Raw genomic sequence first — 18,642 nt, 5'->3', positions numbered from 1 at the left:
GGGCCGGCGGGCCGGGGCCCGGTCGGCGCGGGCGGGCCGGCGGCCGGGGTGGGCGCCGGGTCGGGCGCCGGGGTGGGCGCCGGCTCGGGGAAGCGGCCGGTGACGGTCCACCGGCCGTCGGGCTGGCGCTGGCGGCTCGTCTCGGCGCCGTCGGCGCGCATCATCGCGACGACGAAGTCGACACGTTCGTCGGGCACGTCGAAGACCACGCGTTGCTGGCGGCTCATGGCATTCTCCCGGCAGAGGGTCACGCGCGGGGCGGGGCCGGCACGGCTCAGGCGGCGAGGCGGCGGCCCAGGACCTGGCGGGCGTCGAAGCTCGCGATACTGACCCGGTCGCCCTGGTTGCCGCCCAGCACGCGGATGCGCCCGCCCTCGGTGCCCACGTAGAACCCGACGTGCCCCTGCGGCGGCTCGCCCCGCTTGAGCACGACCACGCAGCCCGGCACGAAATCGCCCGCGTCGACGCCCCAGCGCAGCCACGAGCGGGCCGCCTTCGAGCGGGTGCCGCGCACGCCCGCGGCCTCGACGCAGAAGTTGACGAACGACGAGCACCAGGGCACCGAGTCGTCGGCCGCGCCGCCCGAGGTGGTGGCGTGGTACGCCTCGATGCGCGGGTTGCTCGCGGCGCCCGCCTGTTCGGACTGGCCAAGCTCGGCCTTCGCCACGCCAAGCCATTTCTCCTGGGACGCACCCGCGGCCGGCTGCAGCGGTGGCGGGGCCGCCACGCCGGCGAACTCGGCGACCACGGTGAACTCGCCGTCGCCCTCGGCCTTCTGCTCGACGACCCGGCCACTGTCGGCCGAGATCATCGCGAGCACGAAGCCGACGCGGTCGGCGGGGATGTCGGTGATGACGCGCAGAAGGTTCATGTTCGCCCCTTGTCCGGCGAGTACGCGGCCCCGGTCACAGGCCGAGGCACCTGGTCACCTCGGCGCGCTGGCGCGCGAAGCTTTCCTGCAGCATGAAGTCGACCACCGGCGTGCCCGCCGCCACGCCGGCCTTCGGCCAGCATTCGGTGCGCATGCGCCGGACGGCCGCATCGTTCAGCGTCGTGCAGGTGGCGGCGCCGCCGCAGAGGAAGGGCTGCAGCTTGTCCGCCGAGGCGTCGGGATTGAAGCGGATGGTCTGGCGCAGCTCGGCCTCGGCCTGCAGCGCGCTGGCGCCCACGGTCTCGGTGATGCTGACGAGCGCCCCCAGCACCGTGCCCGCGTTGTAGTACTCGTTCAGGTCGGACAGGGCGGCCGGCAGCGGATAGCGCTCCAGCGGCTGGGCGAGGCCGGAGCGCAGCCGCAGCGCCACCTGGGCCCTGCGGCTGCGCATGGCCGTGTGGATCGCAACGACGGTGCGCTCGGCGAGCACCTCCTTCTGGAAGGCCTCCCGGCCGCCGATGACGAAGGCGCTGAGGCCCGAGAGCCACTGCGAGGCGCCGCCGGTCGAGGCCGCCGCGGCCGTGCTGAGGCCCATCGTGGCGAGGGTGGCGCCGAAGCCCGCCTTGCGCGTCTCGCGGAAGAGGTTCTCCTCGAACTCGGAGAAGCGGATGTCTGCCGCATACATGCGCGCACCCACGACGGTATCGCGGCAGGCGGCCGTGGCGGCCTGCAGGCAGGCGGCGACCGCCTTGGCGTCGATCAGCGGCTGCAGTTCGGCCAGGTCGCGGTGGGGATCGGTCGCCCGCTCCGGGTAGCCCTCGAAGGCCGCGCAGCCGCACAGCGACAGCACGAGGGCCAGCAGCGCGGCGCGCAGCGGCGCTCCGGGCCGCAGGGCCGCGCACGCTGCGGCGCCGGCGCATGACGGTGCGGGCTGGACCATCGCGGTTCTCCTTGCCCTTCGGGCCCCGGAACGACCGCATCACAGCACCACGCGGCGGCCCCCGCACTCCCCAGTTTCGACTTCGGTTCTTGGGGGGAGGCAGCGCAGCGCGGCGAGGCCGCGCGGCGTGTCAGCGTGCGGCGGCCACCGTCGGTGCCACGGCGGTCCCGCCCTCGGAGACGGGCGTCCAGGTCACCGAGGCCGGCGGCTGCACCAGGAAGGTGTTGCTGTCGATGCGCGGGGCCTGGCGCGCCACCAGCACGGCGGGATGCTGGCCGTTGGCCGAGGCCACCTGCCACCGGGGGCTGGCAGGGTGGCCAACGCGGAAGGTGGAAGGATCGATGCCGCCGGCCACCGCGGCTGCGCCGCGCTGCAGCGCAGGGTGGGTGGCCGGCGCCTGGGCCTGGGCGGCCACGGCGGCCACGGACAACAGGCCGGCGAGCGAAAAGGTGGCGAACTGGTTCATGGCGATCCCTGCAGACAGCGGAAGTAGGTAAAAACCCGAAGTCTGGAGATTAAGGGATTTCCCTTGGTTCACCCCGCGGCAGGGGCTTCGGACGCGGTCAGCCGGCACCGGCCGCCGGCGCGCCGATCCCAAGCACCGACAGCTTCTGGTACAGCGCGGCCCGCGAGATGCCCAGCAGCCGCGCCGCCGCCAGCTTGTTGCCGCCCGTGGACGCCAGCGCCGACACGATGGCCTGGCGCTCCGCCTGGGCCGTGGCTTCGGCGAGGCGGCCCACCCCGCCCGCCGCGGCCACCGGCGCCGGGCCCGCGTCGGCCGCGGCCGGCAGCAGCTTCAGCAGGTGCGCAGCGGCCAGGCGCGGCGTCTCGAACATCAGCACCGCCCGCTCGAGCACATTGCGCAGCTCGCGCACGTTGCCGGGCCAGGCGTGGCGCGCGAGCACCGCCAGCGCGTCGTCGGCCAGCTCCAGCGGCTGGCCGATGCGGCTGCCGATGTCGTCCAGCAGCCGCTCGGCAAGCAGTGGCAGGTCGGGCAGGCGCTCGCGCAGCGGCGGCACCGCGAGCTGCAGCACGGCGAGGCGGTAGTACAGGTCCGCGCGGAAGCGGCCCTGCGCGACGGCGCCCGCCAGGTCGACGCTGGTCGCGGCGATCACGCGCACGTCGACGGGCACGATGCGGTTGGCGCCCAGTGGCTCGATCTCGCGCTCCTGCAGCACCCGCAGCAGCTTGGCCTGCAGCGACAGCGGCATGTCGCCCACCTCGTCGAGGAACAGCGTGCCGCCGTCGGCCAGCTTGAACTTGCCTTCGCGGCCACGCCGCTCGGCGCCGGTGTACGCACCGGGCGCCGCGCCGAAGAGCTCGGCCTCCAGCAGGCTTTCCGGGATGGCCGCGGCGTTGATGCCGATGAAGGGCTTGTCGGCGCGCGGCGAGACGTTGTGGATCGCGTGCGCCAGCAGCTCCTTGCCGGTGCCCGTCTCGCCCGCCAGCAGCACGGTGCTGTCGAGCTGCGCGGCCCGGCGCGCGCGCCGCTTGATCTCCGTGCAGGCGGGCGACACGCCGATGAAGGACGCGAGGCTGTACTTGGCGCGGCGGTTCTCCGACAGCTCGCGCTCGGCCGCCGTCAGCCGGCGCTGCAGCTGCGCCACCTTGTCGACGACCGGCTTCAGGCCCTCCACGCGGTCGTAGAGGACGAAGCCGATCGCGCCGATGACCTCGCCGCCCTCGTCGCACAGCGGCATGCGCGTGACCACGCAGTGGCCGCTGCCCATGTCCATGATGTCGAGCACGATGGGCCGGCCCGAGTCGACCACCTCGCGCAGCCGGCTGTGGGGGATCAGCGCCTCGATGTCCATGCCGACCGCCGCCTCCGCCTCGAGCCCGAAGCGCCGCGCGTACTTGGCGTTGATCCAGGTGACGCGCGCCTCGCGGTCGACCGCCACCGAACCCTCGCACAGCGCCTCCAGCCGGTCGAAGAGCGAGCGCATCGCCAGCTGCCGGAAGGACTCGCCGCGGTCCGCGGCATCTGCTGGCCACGCCGTCATCCAGGCCTCCTGAATTTGATATTTTTGATCTGCTGATTGTGGCAGCGGTGGCACGGTGGTCAGCCCGGGTTTGTCCGCCGCGGCAGACGGGTGTCCGCTGCGGCAGACACGCGCGGGCCGGGCCCGCACCCCGCCCCGGACCCGCCCAGGCCCTGCCGGCAGGCCGCCAACCCGCGCCGCCACTGGGCCGCAGCCCGTGCGGCGCATCGGCGGCGGCCGCCGGGGGCCGGGATGGCATGCGCGCTGCAAAGCGAGAGGCACAACCACACCAGAGAGTGAGACAGCCATGCTCGGAATCACCGGGATCTTCGTGTCCCTGGCCCTCTTGATCTTCCTCGCGCACCGCGGCTGGAACGTCATCTTCATCGCGCCGATCTGCGCCGGCGTCGCGATCCTGTTCAACCTGGGCGACCTCCCCTTCTTCGCGAGCTACACGCAGATCTTCATGCCCGCGCTGGGCAGCTACTTCGCCACCTACTTCCCGCTCTTCATGCTCGGCGCCGTGTTCGGCAAGCTGATGGACGAATCGGGCTCGGCCCGCGCCATCGCACGCCGCATCGTCGGCTGGGTGGGTGCGCAGCGCGCCATCCTGGCGGTGGTGCTGGCCTGCGCACTGCTCACCTACGGCGGCGTCTCGCTGTTCGTCGTGGCGTTCTCGGTCTACCCGATCGCCGCGTCGCTCTTCCGCGAGGCGCACATCCCCAAGCGGCTCATCCCCGCGGCCATCGGCCTGGGCAGCTTCACCTTCACGATGGTGGCGCTGCCGGGCACGCCGTCGATCCAGAACGCGATCCCGATCCCGTTCTTCCAGACGACGATCTATGCGGCGCCCGGCATGGGGGTGGTGGCGTCGGTGTTCATGTTCGCCACCGGCATGTTCTGGCTGGGCCGCCGCGCCCGCGCGGCCCGGGCGCAAGGCGAAGGCTACGGCGAGCACCCGGACGCGCCGGCGGCGGCCGACGGCCGGGCGCTGCCGCCCTTCCTCGTGGCGCTGCTGCCCATCCTGCTGGTGATCGTGCTGAACTTCGTGCTGTCGAAGTACGTGATCCCCGCGTTCGACCACAGCGAGCTCGCCACGCCGAGGTTCAGGAACGTCGAGCTGAAGAAGGTGCTGGCGATCTGGGCCATCATCGGCGCGATGGCCTGCGCCATCGTCTCGATCGTGGTGCTCAACCGGCACCGCATCCGCGACCTGGTCGGGGCGCTCAACCAGGGCACCGTGGGCTCGCTGCTGCCGATGGCCAACACGGCCTCCGAGGTGGGCTACGGCGCGGTGATCGCCGCGCTGGCCGCGTTCGCGGTGGTGCGCGAGGGGCTGCGCTCGGTGGCGTCCGATCCGGTGGTGTCGCTGTGGCTGGTGGTCACCGTGCTGGCCGCGATGACGGGCTCGGCCTCGGGCGGCATGAGCCTCGCGCTCGGCGCGATGGGCGAGTACTACGCCCACGCCGCGCGCGTGGCGGGGATCGATCCGGACATCATGCACCGCATCGCCTCGATGGGCTCCGCCGCGATGGACATCCTGCCGCACAACGGCGCGGTGATCACGCTGCTGGCGATCTGCGGCCTGACGCACCGGCAGTCCTACTTCGACCTCTTCGTCGTGGGCAGCGTCACGGCCCTGGCCGCCAGCGTGCTGGTGCTGGGCCTGTACCTCACGGTCGGCGTGTTCTGACACTGCGTGCAGGCACACACCATGCAAGCACGCGATGCGCTGCGCGAACTGACCGCCGCCCGCCAAGACAAGATCCTCCCGGCGCGCGACGCCGTCCGCCTGATCCGCGACGGCGACACGGTGGCCACCGGCGGCTTCGTCGGCATCGGGTTCCCGGAGAACCTGGCCGTCGCGCTGGAGGAGGCCTTCCTGGCCCGCGGCCCCGCCGGCCACCCCGAACCGGGCCGGCCGCAGAACCTGACGCTGGTCTGCGCGGCGGGCCAGGGCGACGGGCACTCGCGCGGCCTCAACCACCTGGGCCACGCCGGCCTGCTCAAGCGCGTCATCGCCGGCCACTGGGGCCTGGTGCCGCGCCTGCAGGCGCTGGCCGTCAACAACACGATCGAGGCCTACAACCTGCCGCAGGGCGTGATCTCGCACCTCTTCCGCGACATCGCCGCCGGCAAGCCCGGCCACCTGTCGCGCGTGGGCCTGGGCACCTTCGTCGATCCGCGCCTGGGCGGCGGCAAGGTCAACGCGCGCACCACGGAAGAACTCGTCGAGCTGTGGCCCTACGAGGGCGAGGAGTACCTGTTCTACAAGGCCTTCCCGATCCACGTCGCGCTGCTGCGCGGCACGACCGCCGATGCCGACGGCAACGTGACGATGGAACGCGAGGCGCTGACGCTGGAGACCCTGGCCATCGCCATGGCCGCGCACAACAGCGGCGGCATCGTCATCGTGCAGGTGGAGCGCGTGGCCGCGCGCGGCGCCCTGCCGCCCCGGCAGGTGAAGGTCCCGGGCGTGCTGGTGGACTGCGTGGTTGTGGCTGAACGGCCTGAACTCCATCCGCAGACCTTCGCCACCCCCTACAGCGCCGCGTATGCGGGCGAACTGCGCGTGCCCGTATCGGCCCTCGCACCGATGCCGCTCGACGAACGCAAGGTGATCGCCCGCCGCGCGGCGCTGGAGCTCACGGCCGGCAGCGTGGTGAACCTCGGCATCGGCATGCCCGAAGGCATCGCGGGCATCGCCGGCGAGGAAGGGGTGGCCGGGCTGATCACGCTGACGGCCGAGCCCGGGGTGATCGGGGGCCTGCCGGCGTCGGGCCTGGACTTCGGCGCCGCCATCAACACGGCCGCGGTGATCGACCAGCCGAGCCAGTTCGACTTCTACGACGGCGGTGGGCTCGACCTCGCCTTCCTCGGCCTCGCGCAGGCCGACCGCGAAGGCAACGTCAACGTCTCGCGCTTCGGCAGCCGGCTGGCCGGTGCGGGCGGCTTCATCAACATCTCGCAGAACGCGAAGCGGGTGGTCTTCGTGGGCACCTTCATGGCCGGCCGGCAGGCCTTCGAGGTGCACGACGGCCGGCTGGTGATCGTGCGCGACGGCGAGGTGCGCAAGTTCGTACACGAGGTGGAGCAGCGCAGCTTCGCGGGCCGGCGCGCCGCGGCGCAACACCAGCCGGTGCTCTACGTCACCGAGCGCTGCGTGTTCGAGCTGTCGCCGCAGGGCCTGGTGCTCACCGAAATCGCCCCCGGCGTCGACGTGCAGCGCGACATCCTGGCGCACATGCGCTTCACACCGGTGCTCCAAGGCGCCCCGAAGCCGATGGATGCCGCCCTCTTCCGGCCCGGCCCCATCGGCCTGCGGGCGCGCATGCGCCGCACGCTGCCCCCCCCTCAACTGAGGGGTGACGGGGTAATCCGGGCGCCACGCTGAATATCCCAACGGGATTCCGGTTTTCGATCGGCCGGCCTGGACGGTTTCCCGTCGCCGGCTTTTACACGCCATTTCCCTCTGACGAGGACTGCGCGGGCGGCAAATTTCCTACGCCGGGGACGGCGATCGGACGGAAAACCGACGCCTGCAGGCCCGCACGGGTTTCCGTCCGGGGTTTTTCCGCTGGTGCGGTTTTTGCAAATAACCGTCAGAATTTCACGCTCGAAACTGGCAACGTGCGGCCCGGCCGGGTATCGGTGCAGCGCCAGCGTCGAGCGCGCGCTGCACGCCGCGAGCCGGGGATCCGGCTCGAGCGCCGCCGTGGGGCGCGCCCGTTTCAATACCTGTATCTTGTGAAGGATAGCCTGCGATGAAAAAACTCCTCAGTGGCTTTGCCGTACTGCCTTTGTGCATCCCTGCAGTCGCCGCCCCGCCCGTCCAGACCTATACCCCCACGGTGACCGCGGCCGAGCGGGCGGCCGTGCACGCCAAGGTCGAAGCCCTGGCGGGCGACGTGGGAAACACCATCGTGGGCGACGGCCGCTACAACCCGCTGTCGCTGGTCGGCGCGATGCTCGACGGGGGCAAGTACGACTCCATCTCCCGCGGCGCCGGCGGCCAGGCGGTATCGACCGCCTATCCCTTCCCGGTGAACAGCAACGCGAACAACCAGAACGAGCGTGAAAGAAAGACCGCGAAGCTGAACTGGCTGGTGGATCTCGCCAAATCCCACGGCTTCCCCGTCGTCGTGCGCAGGCAGGCCGACAAATACGTCTACGTGGAAATCGGCGACCCCGATGCGCCCGAGATGATCATGGCGCTCAGCCACCTCGACTCCCCGACCGCTTCCGTCAGCGCCGCCCAGCTCGAACGCTGGCGCGGTGCGGACGGCCTGCTCGGTACCGCGTCCTCCTATTACCCAGATTCCTACCACACGCCTTATGTGAAGGACGGATGGATTTACGGCGCCGGTATCCAGGACGACAGCGGCCCGACGCTCGCGACGATGCTCGCGGCCAAGGCCCTGATGGAAGCCGGATTGCCCCGCGACCGGCGGATCCGCATCGTGATGGGTATCTACGAAGATGGCGGCCCGGGTACCCCCACGGTGGCCAATACCGCCAACTTCATGAGCATTCCCTATTACACGGCCAACCCCAGTTTCTACGACAACTGGGCGTACAAAATGTTGAACCGGGAAGAAATGCCCATCGCGGCATATACCTCGGATTCCCGCTTTCCGGTGATCGTCGGTAATTCCGTCGCGTCGACGCCGACGGTATCGATGGATCTTTCGAGCGATGCCGGAAAACCCTTCAGCCTCGTCTCCGCCGTAGCCGGCGTCACCTTGCGGGCCGGCGACCCGACGCTGAAGGACATCACCTACGGCAGCACGACCCAGGTGGCTTCCAGGGCGGTGTTCACGCTCAATGCCGCCGGCGTCAGCGCCAGCAGCCGGAGCAGCTTCATCAGCGGCATCACCGCCGCCGCCACGGCCCAGCGGTGGCTCACCGGCCTGCCGACGGAAACCCCGAAGGTCCGGACCGAGATCGCCGGCGACACCATCATCCTGGAGATCAACACCGGCGTGGCGATGGAGATGCCCACGCCCCACTACGGCAAGAACGCCATCGTCTGGGGCATGCACCTGCTGTCGCAGGCGCTCGGCGCCAACGGCATCACCGCGTCGGACCTGCAGCTCAAGAAGGCCGCCGACGGGCTGGCCGACCTGTTCTTCCGCGGCGGTGTGGAGGGCGAGGCCTACATCGGAAGGTACATGGGCATCCCCGACAACCTGCTGCGCAACATCGACAACGGCGCGCCGAACCTGACGTTCGCGCTGATGGGCGGCATCAACTCGGAGAACCTGGCGAGCTTCTATACCGGGGGCAGCCTGAGCATCCCGATGTTCATGCGCAGCATGCACAAGAACGCGACGGACTACAACGCAGCCATCACCGCGGTGACGGGCGCCTGGCAGGGCAAGGGTTTCACGCTGGGCACCATCGCGGCGTTTGCCAACCCGACGCTGTACATGACGCACGACAACCCGCTGATCGCGCTGCAACTGGCGAGCTACCGCGGCACGATGAACCACGACCCCGCGGCGTTCAGCGATGTGTACGGGCTGCTCGACCTGACCTATGCGCAGGGCACGACGGGCGGCACGCTCGCGAGCAATTTCCGCAACAAGATGAACGCCTTCGGCGCGGTGATCCCGGGCAACGAGCGGTGGTGGCATACCGCCAACGAGCGCATGAAGGTGGCATCGGCCGTGCAGATGACCAAGATGATGGCCGACGGCATGCTGGAGATGGCCCGTTATTCGGGCCCGGCCGGCGCGCAGTACATGTGGGCCGACATCCCCGGCCTGAACGCCGACCGTGCCGACCTGGACCTGCTCGACGTGACGATCGGCACCTACAAGGACGCCTCGGCCGCCGTGCTGCCGCAATACCTCGGCACCGACAAGAAGCTCGCGGCGGCGACCTCGTTCCGCATCCCGATGTGGAACGGCCGCGGCAACACCACCGTCTCGGCCGCCGCCTACGCGCTGGGCCACGAGGCCGGCGGCGTCTACCTGCCGTTGAACGATTCGGACTTCCTGGCCAACACGTTCGTGCTGCCGATGCGGCTCGAATTCAAGGTCAACAAGCCCGCCAACCTGAACGCCGCACAGTGGAAGGCCCTCGTCACCGGGACTTTCAAGAACTTCTCGTTCAACGCCCTGAAGGGAGGCAGCGTCGTTCCGCTGGTGGCCCCGGATGCGGCGAACGCCGACAAGTTCTTCTACAAGCGGGTGTCCGCCACGGATCCGAACAGCCTCTACGTGTCCGTCAACCTCGCCGTCACCGATGCGCCCTACCAAGGCGTGAGCACGGTGATCGCGGATTCGAAGACGGACCTGTACTCGGTGAACCCGAACTACCTGGCGTCTAACGCGAACCCGTTCCCGGAACGCGGCGCCAAGAAGCAGCGCGGATTCTTCCTCTTCGGCGACGGCAGCAAGGACGCCGAGTTCGCCTCGCCGGACGCGATCTACGTGACGTTCAAGACCCCGGGCGACGTGAACGGCGACGGCGTGGCGAACTGCAGTGACCTCGCGCTGACCAAGGCCACGTTCAACAAGCGGCAGGGCCAGGCCGGATTCGACGCTCGCGCCGACTTCGACGGCAATGGCGCCGTGGACATCAAGGACTGGTCGCTGATGACGTCGATCGTCCCGGTTCCCTCCTGCCCGCAGTGATCTGCGTGCAAGCCAAACTCATTCATCACAAGGAAACGATCATGAAAAAACTCGGTGTGTCGGCAGCAGGGCTGGTACTGGCCGCCACGGCGGCTTTTGCAGCCCCCGCGCAGGCCAACCTGGTCACCAACGGCAGCTTCGAAACCGCCGACTTCTCCGGCTGGATCACCACCGGCGACTCGCTGTTCAACGGGGTGCAGTGCCCCGGCGCGGATGACAGCGTGTTTGCCGGCGCCTGCAGCGCGTACTTCGGCTCCGGAACCGACAGCGGCATCACGCAGACGATCAACGTCGGTGGCGCCGGCAAGACGTGGAACCTCTCGTTCGCGTTTCAGCCGGATGGCGCCATCCCCAGCAGCTTCAGCGTGATGTTCGGCGGGCAGACGCTGCTGTCGCTGACCACGCCGGCGGCCGGCGGCTACACGCTGTACGAGTTCAGCGGCCTCACCACCGGCGAGACCATGACGCTGGCCTTCAACTTCGTCGATCCGGTCGGCTTCATGTTCCTCGATGCCGTCTCGGTCACCGCGGTGCCCGAACCGGCGACGATGGCCATGATGGGCATGGGCCTGGCAGGGCTCGTGTTCCTGGGGCGCCGCAAGGCGGCCTGACGAGATCGGCGCCGGCACGGCCGGCGTCGCTGACACGGCGGCCGCAGGCGATGCGGCCGCCGGACCGGGGCGGGCGACCTTGGCAGCATGTGCGGCGAGTGGTCAGCCACGGCAACCACCAGCATCCGCTGCCGTGACGCCGCCGTCGACAACGCAGGTTCTGGCCGGCGGTGCAAGCGGCGCCGCCAGGAAGACCCGGTGGCCGCAATCTCCTCGCTCGTGCCGTAGCGAACGACATTCAGGAGGTAGGCGCCGGGGCGGGCGGAGGTTCTGCAGCATCGGCCGGCACCGGAATCTGCCCGCGGCCGTCGCGCCGAACCCGGTCCTCCCGGACCACACCCAGCTGGTCCGCCGGATCCGGCTGCCCAGGCGACGGCGCAGGCTCCGACTGCCCAGCCACGTCGCCGTTCATGTCTGCCCCTCGCCTGGCGGCGGCATCGCGGCGCCCGAGGCGGTGGGGCACGGCGCCCCCCTTGTGCTCGGGCGCGATGTCCGGCTCGTCAGGCTGGAATTCCGGCTCCTCGTTGTCAAGGATGTCCGACCGCGGCATCGGGCTCTCCAGAGGCGGAGGTTCGGACGGAGGCGACGTGGGTCCGGGCGGGTTGGGCGTATGGCGTGCGTTCATGCACGCTTTTGGCAAATACGGTGCCTCCCCGCGGCCAGCCGCGCAGGGGCAGCGCGTCAGCGTCAGTCTCTGCACCACGGACCGCGGACACCTCATCTTTTATAAAATTCAGGACGAAAAGTCACCAAAATCTGCGTAAATGAAAGGATCTCAGGGAATACACGGGTACTTGCTGGCTTTGTTTTATAAAAAATGCGTCCACTGGAAAGACGGAGCAACGCATGGGCAACCCGGCATACGACGCTTATCGAGAGAACGTAGCGGGGCGATCCGACGTCGCGGACACGCCTGAACTGGTGGCCTACTACCAGCAGCTCGCGCAGCTCGATACGGCGGCGCTATGGACGGTCGCCAACAAGATCGAGCCCTGGGAGCCGAAGTCGGCCTCGGTGCCCGTGTTGTGGCGCTACCGCGATCTGCGCGAGCATGTGCTGCGCTCCGTCGACCTCGTCACGCCTGAGAAGGCCGGGCGCCGCGTCATCTACCTGGACAACCCGGGCCGACGCGATGTCTCCGCCGCAGTGGGCTGGCTCTACTCCGGGCTGCAGGTCATGCATCCAGGCGAGGCGGCGTCCGCGCACCGGCATTCGTCCTCGGCGTTGCGCTTCATCATGGAAGGGCGCGGCGCGTACACCATCGTCGACGGCCACAAGATGACGCTGGGCGCCAACGACTTCGTGCTCACACCCAACGGCACCTGGCACGAGCACGGCGTGGAAGCCGACGGGCGGACCTGCATCTGGCAGGACGGGCTGGACATTCCTCTGGTCAACACGCTGGAAGCCGGCTTCTACGAAGTACACCCTGACCTTCGCCAAGCCGTCGGACACCCCGTGGACGACTCTGTCGCCCTGTGGGGCGCCGCCGGGCTGCGGCCGCAGGGACAGCGCTGGACGCACCGCTATTCGCCGCTGTTCAAGTACCCGTGGGAGCCCACCTATGAAGCCTTGTGCAGGCTGGCACGGCTGCAGGAAGGCAACCCGTTCGACGACACGTTGATGCACTACGTGAACCCGGTCGACGGCGGCCACGTCATGGCCACCATCGGTGCCAGCATGCAGCGGCTGCGCCCGGGCTTTGCAGGCAAGGCGCACCGCCACACCGGCAGCTTCCTGTACCAGGTCGCCAAAGGCCGCGGCCATTCGATCATCGACGGGCGGCGCTTCGACTGGCAGGAACGCGACATCTTCTGCGTGCCCTCTTGGGCCTGGCACGAGCACGCCAACGCCAGCGACAGCGAGGACGCCTGCCTGTTCTGCTTCAGCGACCTGCCGGTGATGGAGAAGCTGGGGCTGTACCACGAGCAGGCCCTGGCCGACAACGGCGGGCGCCAGCCGGTGGCGCCGCTGCCCGGCTGACCGTTCCGCGCCGGTTCTCTTACTTCAGTTCCCTTGCCGTCCGCCTCGGGGCGCCGCTGGCGCCCGCGGCATCCCCTTGCCCTTTTTCCTGGAGAACACCATGCGACTCGTCACCTACCGCGCCGACACCACCGGCGCAGCGCGGCTCGGCGCCGTGGTCGGCAACCATGTCGTCGACCTCGCCCTGCTGGGCGCCCACGCCGGGCAGCCGCTGCCCGCCGACATGCTGGCCTTCATCGACCTGGGGCCGCAGGCCGTGGCGTCGACCACCGCGCTGCTGCAGTCGTGCGAAGGGCGGTGGCCGGTCGGCACGGCGCGGCCGCTGGCGAACGTCAAGCTGCTGGCGCCCATCCCTCGGCCGCGCAAGAACATCTTCGGCATCGGCCTGAACTACGTCGAGCACGTGGCCGAATCCAGCCGCGCGCTGGACACGGCCAAGGACTTGCCCAGGCAGCCCGTCCTCTTCTCGAAGCCGCCGACCACGGTGATCGGCCCGGGCGATGCGATCGAGCACAACGCCGCGCTGACGCAGCAGCTGGATTGGGAGGTGGAGCTGGCCGCCATCATCGGCACGCGAGCCAAGCGAATCAGCGAGGCGGACGCGCTGGGCCACGTGTTCGGCTACAGCGTGATGATCGACATCAGCGCACGCGACAACCGGCGCGCCGGCCAGTGGATCTATTCCAAGGGCATGGACACCTATGCGCCGTTCGGTCCGGTCATCGTGACGGCCGACGAGATCCCCGACCCGCAAGTGCTGGACCTGAGCCTGAAGGTCAACGGCGTGACCAAGCAGGACTCCAACACGCGCCACATGCTGTTCAAGGTGAACACCCTGATCGCCGACATCAGCGCCGGCATCACCCTGGAGCCCGGCGACATCATCGCCACGGGCACGCCCGAGGGCGTGGGCGCCGGGCGCAGCCCGCAGGAATGGCTGTGGCCTGGCGACGTGGTCGAAGCCACCGTGCAACACATCGGCCAGCTGCGCCATCCCGTCGTCGCGGTCTGACCGCATCACCGCCCACCCGCCTCCAGTCTCCACAGGAGCCCCCATGCTCAAGCACCTCAGCCTTGCGGCCATGCTGGCCGCCGCCGCCGGCGCGCAGGCCGCCACGCCGGTCAAGATCGGCTTCATCACCACGCTGTCCACGCCCGCGGGCTACATCGGCGAAGACCTGCGCGACGGCTTCATGCTCGCGGTGCAGCAAGGCGGGGGCAAGCTCGGCGGCGTGCCGGTGGAACTGGTCGTCGAGGACGATGCGTTGAAGCCCGCCAACGCGAAGCAGGCGGTCGACCGCATGGTGCAGTCCGGGATCAAGCTCTACACCGGCGTGAACTTCTCGAACGTGCTGGCCGCCGTGGTGCCCAGCGTCACGAAAGCCGGCTACACCTACATCAGCGCCAACCCCGGACCCTCGGCGTTCGCCGGCGAGAAGTGCGATGCCAACTACTTCGTCGCCTCCTATCAGAACGACGCCTTCCACACGGCCGGCGGCGTGGCGGCCAACGAACTGGGCTTCAAGCGCGTGGTGGCGCTGGCGCCCAACTACCAGGCCGGCCGCGATGCCATCGCCGGCTTCAAGCGCACATTCAAGGGTGAGCTGCTGGCGGAGGTCTACACCAAGCTCGACCAGTCGGACTTCTCGGTCGAGATCGCGCGCATCCGCTCGCTCGCGCCCGACGCCATCTATCAGTTCCACCCCGGCGGTGCCGGCATCAACTTCGCCAAGCAGTACGGCAACGCTGGCTTGGGCAAGACCATCCCGATGCTGATGCCGGGCTTCTCGATGGACGCGCGCATGCTCACGGCCACCGGCAACGCCTCCGAAGGCTTCTACACCACCGGCATCTGGTCGGTGGCGATGGACAACCCGGCGTCCAGGAAGTTCGTGCAGGACTTCCAGGCGGCCTACAAGCGCGTACCGACGGACTACGCCATGCAGGCCTTCGATACGGCGCAGTGGATCGCCTCGGGCCTGAAAGCCGTGGGCGGCGACCTGGACAAGACCCCCGCCTTCCGCACGGCGCTGCGCAAGGCCGCGTTCACGTCGCTGCGCGGAAAATTCGCACTGAACACCAACCAGCACCCGATCCAGGACCTGTACCTGATGCGCATCGAGAAGGGGGCCGACGGTGAGCTCGGTCCCAAGGTCATGCGCAAGATCGTCAGCGACGACCGCGACACCTACGCCGCCGACTGCAAGATGCCGTCATGACGCTGCTGCTCGAGCAAGTCCTGAACGGGCTGCAGTTCGGGGCCATGCTGTTCATGTTGGCCTCGGGGCTGACGCTGATCTTCGGCATCATGGGCGTGGTCAACCTGACCCACGGCTCTTTCTACATGGTCGGCGCCTACTGTGCGGCCTTCGCGCTGGGCAACACGGGCTCGTTCGCCGCCGCACTGGTGGCCGCTCTGGCCGGCGCCGGGGGCTATGGCCTGCTGGTCGAGCTGCTGGTGGTGCGGCGCCTGTACCAGCGCGACCACCTCTACCAGGTGCTGGCCACCTTCGGCCTCATCCTGTTCACCAACGAGGCGGTGAGCCTGCTGTTCGGCCGGCGCCCGCCGCTGGTCGAAATCCCGGCGCTCCTGTCGGGCGCGGTGACGCTCGCACCCGGCCTGCAGTACCCCGTGATGCGCCTGGCCTTCATCGCCGTCGGCGTGCTGGTGGCGGTGGGCTTGTGGTTCCTGGTCAACCGCACGCGCATCGGCATGCTGGTACGCGCCGGTGCGGACGACCGCGACATGGTGGGCGCGCTGGGCGTGGACATCCACCGCCTCTACACGCTGGTGTTCGGGCTGGGCGCACTGCTGTGCGGCCTGGCCGGCGTGATGGCCGCGCCGCTGCTGGCCGTGGAGATCGGCATGGGCGAGCGCGTGCTGATCACCACCTTCGTCGTCATCGTCATCGGCGGCGTCGGCTCGGTGCGCGGTGCCATGGCCGGCGCACTGCTGGTCGGCATGGTCGACAGCCTGGGCCGGGCCTTCCTGCCGGGGCTGCTGGAGAGCCTGCTCGCGCCCGAGGTGGCCACGCCGCTGGCGGCCGGCCTGGCCTCGGCCGCGATCTACGTGCTGATGGCCGTGGTGTTGATCGTCCGCCCCCTGGGGCTCTTTCCCGCGAGGACCTGACCATGGACGGATGGATGAATCGACGCCGCATGGTGGCGCTGGGCGGCCTGCTGGTGCTGGCCCTGCTGCCGGCCGGCGCGGCCCTGGCGGGCGCGCCTTACGCCATCAACCTGGCCACGCGCTTCCTGATCTACGGCCTGGCGGCCGTGTCGCTGGACCTGGTGCTGGGCTACGGCGCCATGGTCAGCTTCGGCCACGCGATGTTCTTCGGCCTGGGCGGCTACGTGGTCGCCATCGTCGCGCACCACGCGCTGGAGGCCGGGCCCCTGCTGGGATGGAGCGGCTCCATGCAGGTGCTCGTAGTGTGGCCGCTCGCGCTCGCCTGCTGCGCCCTGCTGGGCGCGGTGGTCGGTGCGCTGGCGCTGCGCACGCGCGGCGTGCAGTTCATCATGATCACGCTGGCCTTCGGGCAGATGGTTTACTTCGTGCTGATGTCGCTGCAGGTCTACGGGGGCGACGACGGGCTCATGATGTCGCAGCGCAATACCTTGCCGGGCCTGAACCTGGAAAGCCCGACGACCTTCTACTTCCTGTGCCTCGCCCTGCTGGCTGCCTGGACCTTCGTCTGCGCCCGCATCGTGGCCTCGCGCTTCGGCATGGTGCTGCAGGCGCTTCGCCAGAGCGAGCGCCGCGCCGTGAACCTGGGCGCCGCGCCCACGCCCTACCGGCTTTCAGCCTTCGTGCTGTCGGCGGTGGGCACCGGGCTGGCCGGGATCCTGTGGGCCAACTTCGCAGGCCTGGTCACGCCGGACATGGCGGCGTGGACCAAGTCCGGCGAATTGATGGCCATCGTGATCCTCGGCGGCGTGGGTACGCTGTTGGGCCCGATCGCGGGCGCGGCCGTTTTCCTGGGCCTGGAGCAGGCGCTGTCCGCATGGACGGAGCACTGGATGCTGGTGATGGGCCCGGTGTTGGTGGTCGTGGTCCTGGCCGGTCGCAACGGCCTGTTCGGCCGCTGGCTGGGAGCGCGCCATGGCTGAGCCCGCCCGCGCCCTGCTGACCGTGCGCGGCTTGCACAAGAGTTTTGGCGCCGTCAAGGCGACTGACGGCGTGGACCTGGAACTCGCCGAGGGCGAGATCCACGCGCTGATCGGCCCCAACGGCGCGGGCAAGTCGACCTTGATCTCGCAGCTGTGCGGCGAGCAACAACCCGATGCCGGCAGCATCGTGCTGGACGGCACGGATGTCACGGCGATGCCGGCGCATCTGCGTGCGCGGCGCGGCCTGTCACGCTCGTTCCAGATCACCGAACTGTGCGCCGACTACACGGCGCTCGAGAACGTGGTGCTCTCGCTGACACTGAAGACGGGCCGCGCATTCGGCGCCTGGGCCGACCCGCGCCAGGATGCCGGCCTGCTGGTCGAGGCCAGGCGCCGGCTGGTGGAGGTGGATCTGGGCGGGCGTGCCGATGTCTGCGTGGCCGACCTGGCGCACGGCGAGAAGCGCCAGTTGGAGCTGGCCGTGGCGCTGGCGCGCGAGCCGCGCCTGCTGCTGCTGGACGAGCCCATGGCCGGCATGGGCGGCGAGGAGTCGGCGCGCATGACCGCGCTGCTGCTGGGACTGAAGCAGCGCTACACCATCCTGCTGGTGGAGCACGACATGGACGCCGTTTTCGCGCTGGCCGACCGCATCACCGTCCTGGTCTACGGCCGCACCATCTTTACCGGCACGCCGCAGGCCGTGCGCGGCCACGCCGAAGTGCGCGCCGCCTATCTGGGAGAGGAGACAACATGCTGACCGTGGAAGGACTACAGGCCGGCTACGGCGGCAGCCAGGTGCTGTTCGGCATGGACTTCGAGGCGCCCACGGGACAGGCCGTGTCGCTGGTCGGCCGCAACGGCATGGGCAAGACCACGACCGTGCGAACGCTGATGGGCATGCTGCCGCTTCGTGGCGGCAGCGTCGTGCTGCATGGCCGGCCGTTGGCCGGCCTCGCGCCGCACGCCATCGCGCGGCTGGGCATGGGCCTGGTCCCTGAAGGCCGGCGCATCTTCGGATCGCTCTCGGTCGAGGAGAACCTGGTGGCCACAGCGCGCCGGAGCGCCACCCGCGGCCACTGGTCGCTGGACCGCGTGCTGGGGCTGTTCCCGCGGTTGGGCGAGCGCCGCCGCCAGTCCGCCCGCACCCTGTCGGGCGGCGAGCAGCAGATGCTGGCGATCGGCCGCGCGCTCATGACCAACCCCGCGCTGCTGGTGCTCGACGAGGCGACCGAAGGCCTCGCACCGCTGATCCGTCGCGAGATCTGGGACTGCCTGCGCACGCTCAAGTCCGAAGGGCTGACGACGTTGGTGATCGACAAGAACCTGACGGAAATGGCTGCGCTGCTCGACCGCCATCACATTGTCGAGAAGGGGCGCGTGGTCTGGTCCGGTACGCCGGCCGAACTCGCATCGCGCGCCGACCTCGCACAACGCTACCTAGGCATCTGACGACCGTGCCACAACCATGTCGACATCGCACGCAGCGATCCATTCCTTCGATGCC

The 18,642-nt window shown here is 69.7% G+C and carries 16 protein-coding genes; 11 read left to right on the top strand and 5 right to left on the bottom strand.

Features of this window, described 5'->3' with window-relative positions; genetic code table 11:
* From V4F39_RS07875 to V4F39_RS07855, 5 genes are all read right to left on the bottom strand, one after another.
* On the bottom strand, nt 1–227 hold a 227-nt coding region (locus V4F39_RS07875), incomplete at its 3' end, for a hypothetical protein (RefSeq protein ID WP_332288762.1).
* Between the two features lie 47 nt (nt 228–274).
* Nucleotides 275–871 (bottom strand): TIGR02594 family protein, encoded by a 597-nt coding sequence (locus V4F39_RS07870; RefSeq protein WP_332288761.1) that lies wholly within the window; start codon nt 869–871, stop codon nt 275–277.
* A 34-nt stretch (nt 872–905) separates the two neighbouring features.
* Nucleotides 906–1,811 (bottom strand): hypothetical protein, encoded by a 906-nt coding sequence (locus V4F39_RS07865; protein ID WP_332288760.1) that lies wholly within the window; start codon nt 1,809–1,811, stop codon nt 906–908.
* A 130-nt stretch (nt 1,812–1,941) separates the two neighbouring features.
* Nucleotides 1,942–2,277, bottom strand: a complete 336-nt coding sequence (locus V4F39_RS07860; protein WP_332288759.1) for a hypothetical protein — start codon at nt 2,275–2,277, stop codon at nt 1,942–1,944.
* A 97-nt stretch (nt 2,278–2,374) separates the two neighbouring features.
* Nucleotides 2,375–3,814 carry a sigma-54 interaction domain-containing protein gene (locus V4F39_RS07855; RefSeq protein WP_332288758.1) on the bottom strand — a complete coding sequence of 480 codons (1,440 nt, stop codon included), beginning with the start codon at nt 3,812–3,814 and terminating at the stop codon, nt 2,375–2,377.
* Between the two features lie 286 nt (nt 3,815–4,100).
* Between V4F39_RS07855 and V4F39_RS07850 the strand changes: the two genes are divergently transcribed.
* From V4F39_RS07850 to V4F39_RS07800, 11 genes are all read left to right on the top strand, one after another.
* Complete coding sequence (locus V4F39_RS07850) at nt 4,101–5,486, top strand: GntP family permease (protein WP_332288757.1); 1,386 nt, start codon at nt 4,101–4,103, stop codon at nt 5,484–5,486.
* A 21-nt stretch (nt 5,487–5,507) separates the two neighbouring features.
* Nucleotides 5,508–7,187, top strand: coding sequence for an acyl CoA:acetate/3-ketoacid CoA transferase (locus tag V4F39_RS07845; RefSeq protein WP_332288756.1), 1,680 nt, complete (start codon nt 5,508–5,510; stop codon nt 7,185–7,187).
* A gap of 370 nt (nt 7,188–7,557) precedes the next feature.
* Nucleotides 7,558–10,434: a M20/M25/M40 family metallo-hydrolase gene (locus V4F39_RS07840; RefSeq protein ID WP_332288755.1), complete on the top strand. Its 2,877-nt coding sequence runs from the start codon at nt 7,558–7,560 to the stop codon at nt 10,432–10,434.
* 41 nt (nt 10,435–10,475) lie between these two features.
* On the top strand, nt 10,476–11,045 hold the full coding sequence (locus V4F39_RS07835; RefSeq protein WP_332288754.1) for a PEP-CTERM sorting domain-containing protein: 570 nt from the start codon (nt 10,476–10,478) through the stop codon (nt 11,043–11,045).
* Nucleotides 11,046–11,891: 846 nt separating this feature from the next.
* Nucleotides 11,892–13,028 carry a cupin domain-containing protein gene (locus V4F39_RS07830; protein ID WP_332288753.1) on the top strand — a complete coding sequence of 379 codons (1,137 nt, stop codon included), beginning with the start codon at nt 11,892–11,894 and terminating at the stop codon, nt 13,026–13,028.
* Nucleotides 13,029–13,128: 100 nt separating this feature from the next.
* Nucleotides 13,129–14,040 (top strand): fumarylacetoacetate hydrolase family protein, encoded by a 912-nt coding sequence (locus V4F39_RS07825; protein ID WP_332288752.1) that lies wholly within the window; start codon nt 13,129–13,131, stop codon nt 14,038–14,040.
* 43 nt (nt 14,041–14,083) lie between these two features.
* A complete protein-coding gene (locus tag V4F39_RS07820; protein WP_332288751.1) occupies nt 14,084–15,247 on the top strand; it encodes an ABC transporter substrate-binding protein in 1,164 nt (387 codons plus the stop codon).
* Nucleotides 15,244–16,158: a branched-chain amino acid ABC transporter permease gene (locus tag V4F39_RS07815; protein ID WP_332288750.1), complete on the top strand. Its 915-nt coding sequence runs from the start codon at nt 15,244–15,246 to the stop codon at nt 16,156–16,158. The genes V4F39_RS07820 and V4F39_RS07815 overlap by 4 nt, the downstream gene beginning before the upstream one ends.
* Nucleotides 16,159–16,160: 2 nt before the next feature.
* The gene (locus tag V4F39_RS07810; protein WP_332288749.1) at nt 16,161–17,138 is read left to right on the top strand and encodes a branched-chain amino acid ABC transporter permease; all 978 of its coding nucleotides are present in this window, start codon (nt 16,161–16,163) and stop codon (nt 17,136–17,138) included.
* On the top strand, nt 17,131–17,895 hold the full coding sequence (locus V4F39_RS07805; protein WP_332288748.1) for an ABC transporter ATP-binding protein: 765 nt from the start codon (nt 17,131–17,133) through the stop codon (nt 17,893–17,895). The genes V4F39_RS07810 and V4F39_RS07805 overlap by 8 nt, the downstream gene beginning before the upstream one ends.
* Nucleotides 17,889–18,587 (top strand): ABC transporter ATP-binding protein, encoded by a 699-nt coding sequence (locus tag V4F39_RS07800; protein WP_332288747.1) that lies wholly within the window; start codon nt 17,889–17,891, stop codon nt 18,585–18,587. The genes V4F39_RS07805 and V4F39_RS07800 overlap by 7 nt, the downstream gene beginning before the upstream one ends.
* The last annotated feature ends 55 nt before the right edge of the window (nt 18,588–18,642 follow it).

Source organism: Aquincola agrisoli, assembly GCF_036621135.1.
Taxonomy (GTDB): Bacteria; Pseudomonadota; Gammaproteobacteria; order Burkholderiales; family Burkholderiaceae_C; genus Aquincola; species Aquincola agrisoli.
Note: the sequence above shows the minus strand (reverse complement) of the source record. Positions and strands in the feature narration are given on the sequence as shown.

What these genes read in the sequence shown, in the direction of transcription:
- V4F39_RS07845 (WP_332288756.1), top strand. Translation starts at nt 5,508, where the DNA reads ATGCAAGCACGCGATGCGCTGCGCGAACTGACCGCCGCCCGCCAAGAC.
- V4F39_RS07850 (WP_332288757.1), top strand. Translation starts at nt 4,101, where the DNA reads ATGCTCGGAATCACCGGGATCTTCGTGTCCCTGGCCCTCTTGATCTTC.
- V4F39_RS07805 (WP_332288748.1), top strand. Translation starts at nt 17,131, where the DNA reads ATGGCTGAGCCCGCCCGCGCCCTGCTGACCGTGCGCGGCTTGCACAAG.
- V4F39_RS07835 (WP_332288754.1), top strand. Translation starts at nt 10,476, where the DNA reads ATGAAAAAACTCGGTGTGTCGGCAGCAGGGCTGGTACTGGCCGCCACG.
- V4F39_RS07830 (WP_332288753.1), top strand. Translation starts at nt 11,892, where the DNA reads ATGGGCAACCCGGCATACGACGCTTATCGAGAGAACGTAGCGGGGCGA.
- V4F39_RS07825 (WP_332288752.1), top strand. Translation starts at nt 13,129, where the DNA reads ATGCGACTCGTCACCTACCGCGCCGACACCACCGGCGCAGCGCGGCTC.
- V4F39_RS07800 (WP_332288747.1), top strand. Translation starts at nt 17,889, where the DNA reads ATGCTGACCGTGGAAGGACTACAGGCCGGCTACGGCGGCAGCCAGGTG.
- V4F39_RS07840 (WP_332288755.1), top strand. Translation starts at nt 7,558, where the DNA reads ATGAAAAAACTCCTCAGTGGCTTTGCCGTACTGCCTTTGTGCATCCCT.
- V4F39_RS07810 (WP_332288749.1), top strand. Translation starts at nt 16,161, where the DNA reads ATGGACGGATGGATGAATCGACGCCGCATGGTGGCGCTGGGCGGCCTG.
- V4F39_RS07860 (WP_332288759.1), bottom strand. Translation starts at nt 2,277, where the DNA reads ATGAACCAGTTCGCCACCTTTTCGCTCGCCGGCCTGTTGTCCGTGGCC.
- V4F39_RS07820 (WP_332288751.1), top strand. Translation starts at nt 14,084, where the DNA reads ATGCTCAAGCACCTCAGCCTTGCGGCCATGCTGGCCGCCGCCGCCGGC.
- V4F39_RS07865 (WP_332288760.1), bottom strand. Translation starts at nt 1,811, where the DNA reads ATGGTCCAGCCCGCACCGTCATGCGCCGGCGCCGCAGCGTGCGCGGCC.
- V4F39_RS07855 (WP_332288758.1), bottom strand. Translation starts at nt 3,814, where the DNA reads ATGACGGCGTGGCCAGCAGATGCCGCGGACCGCGGCGAGTCCTTCCGG.
- V4F39_RS07870 (WP_332288761.1), bottom strand. Translation starts at nt 871, where the DNA reads ATGAACCTTCTGCGCGTCATCACCGACATCCCCGCCGACCGCGTCGGC.
- V4F39_RS07815 (WP_332288750.1), top strand. Translation starts at nt 15,244, where the DNA reads ATGACGCTGCTGCTCGAGCAAGTCCTGAACGGGCTGCAGTTCGGGGCC.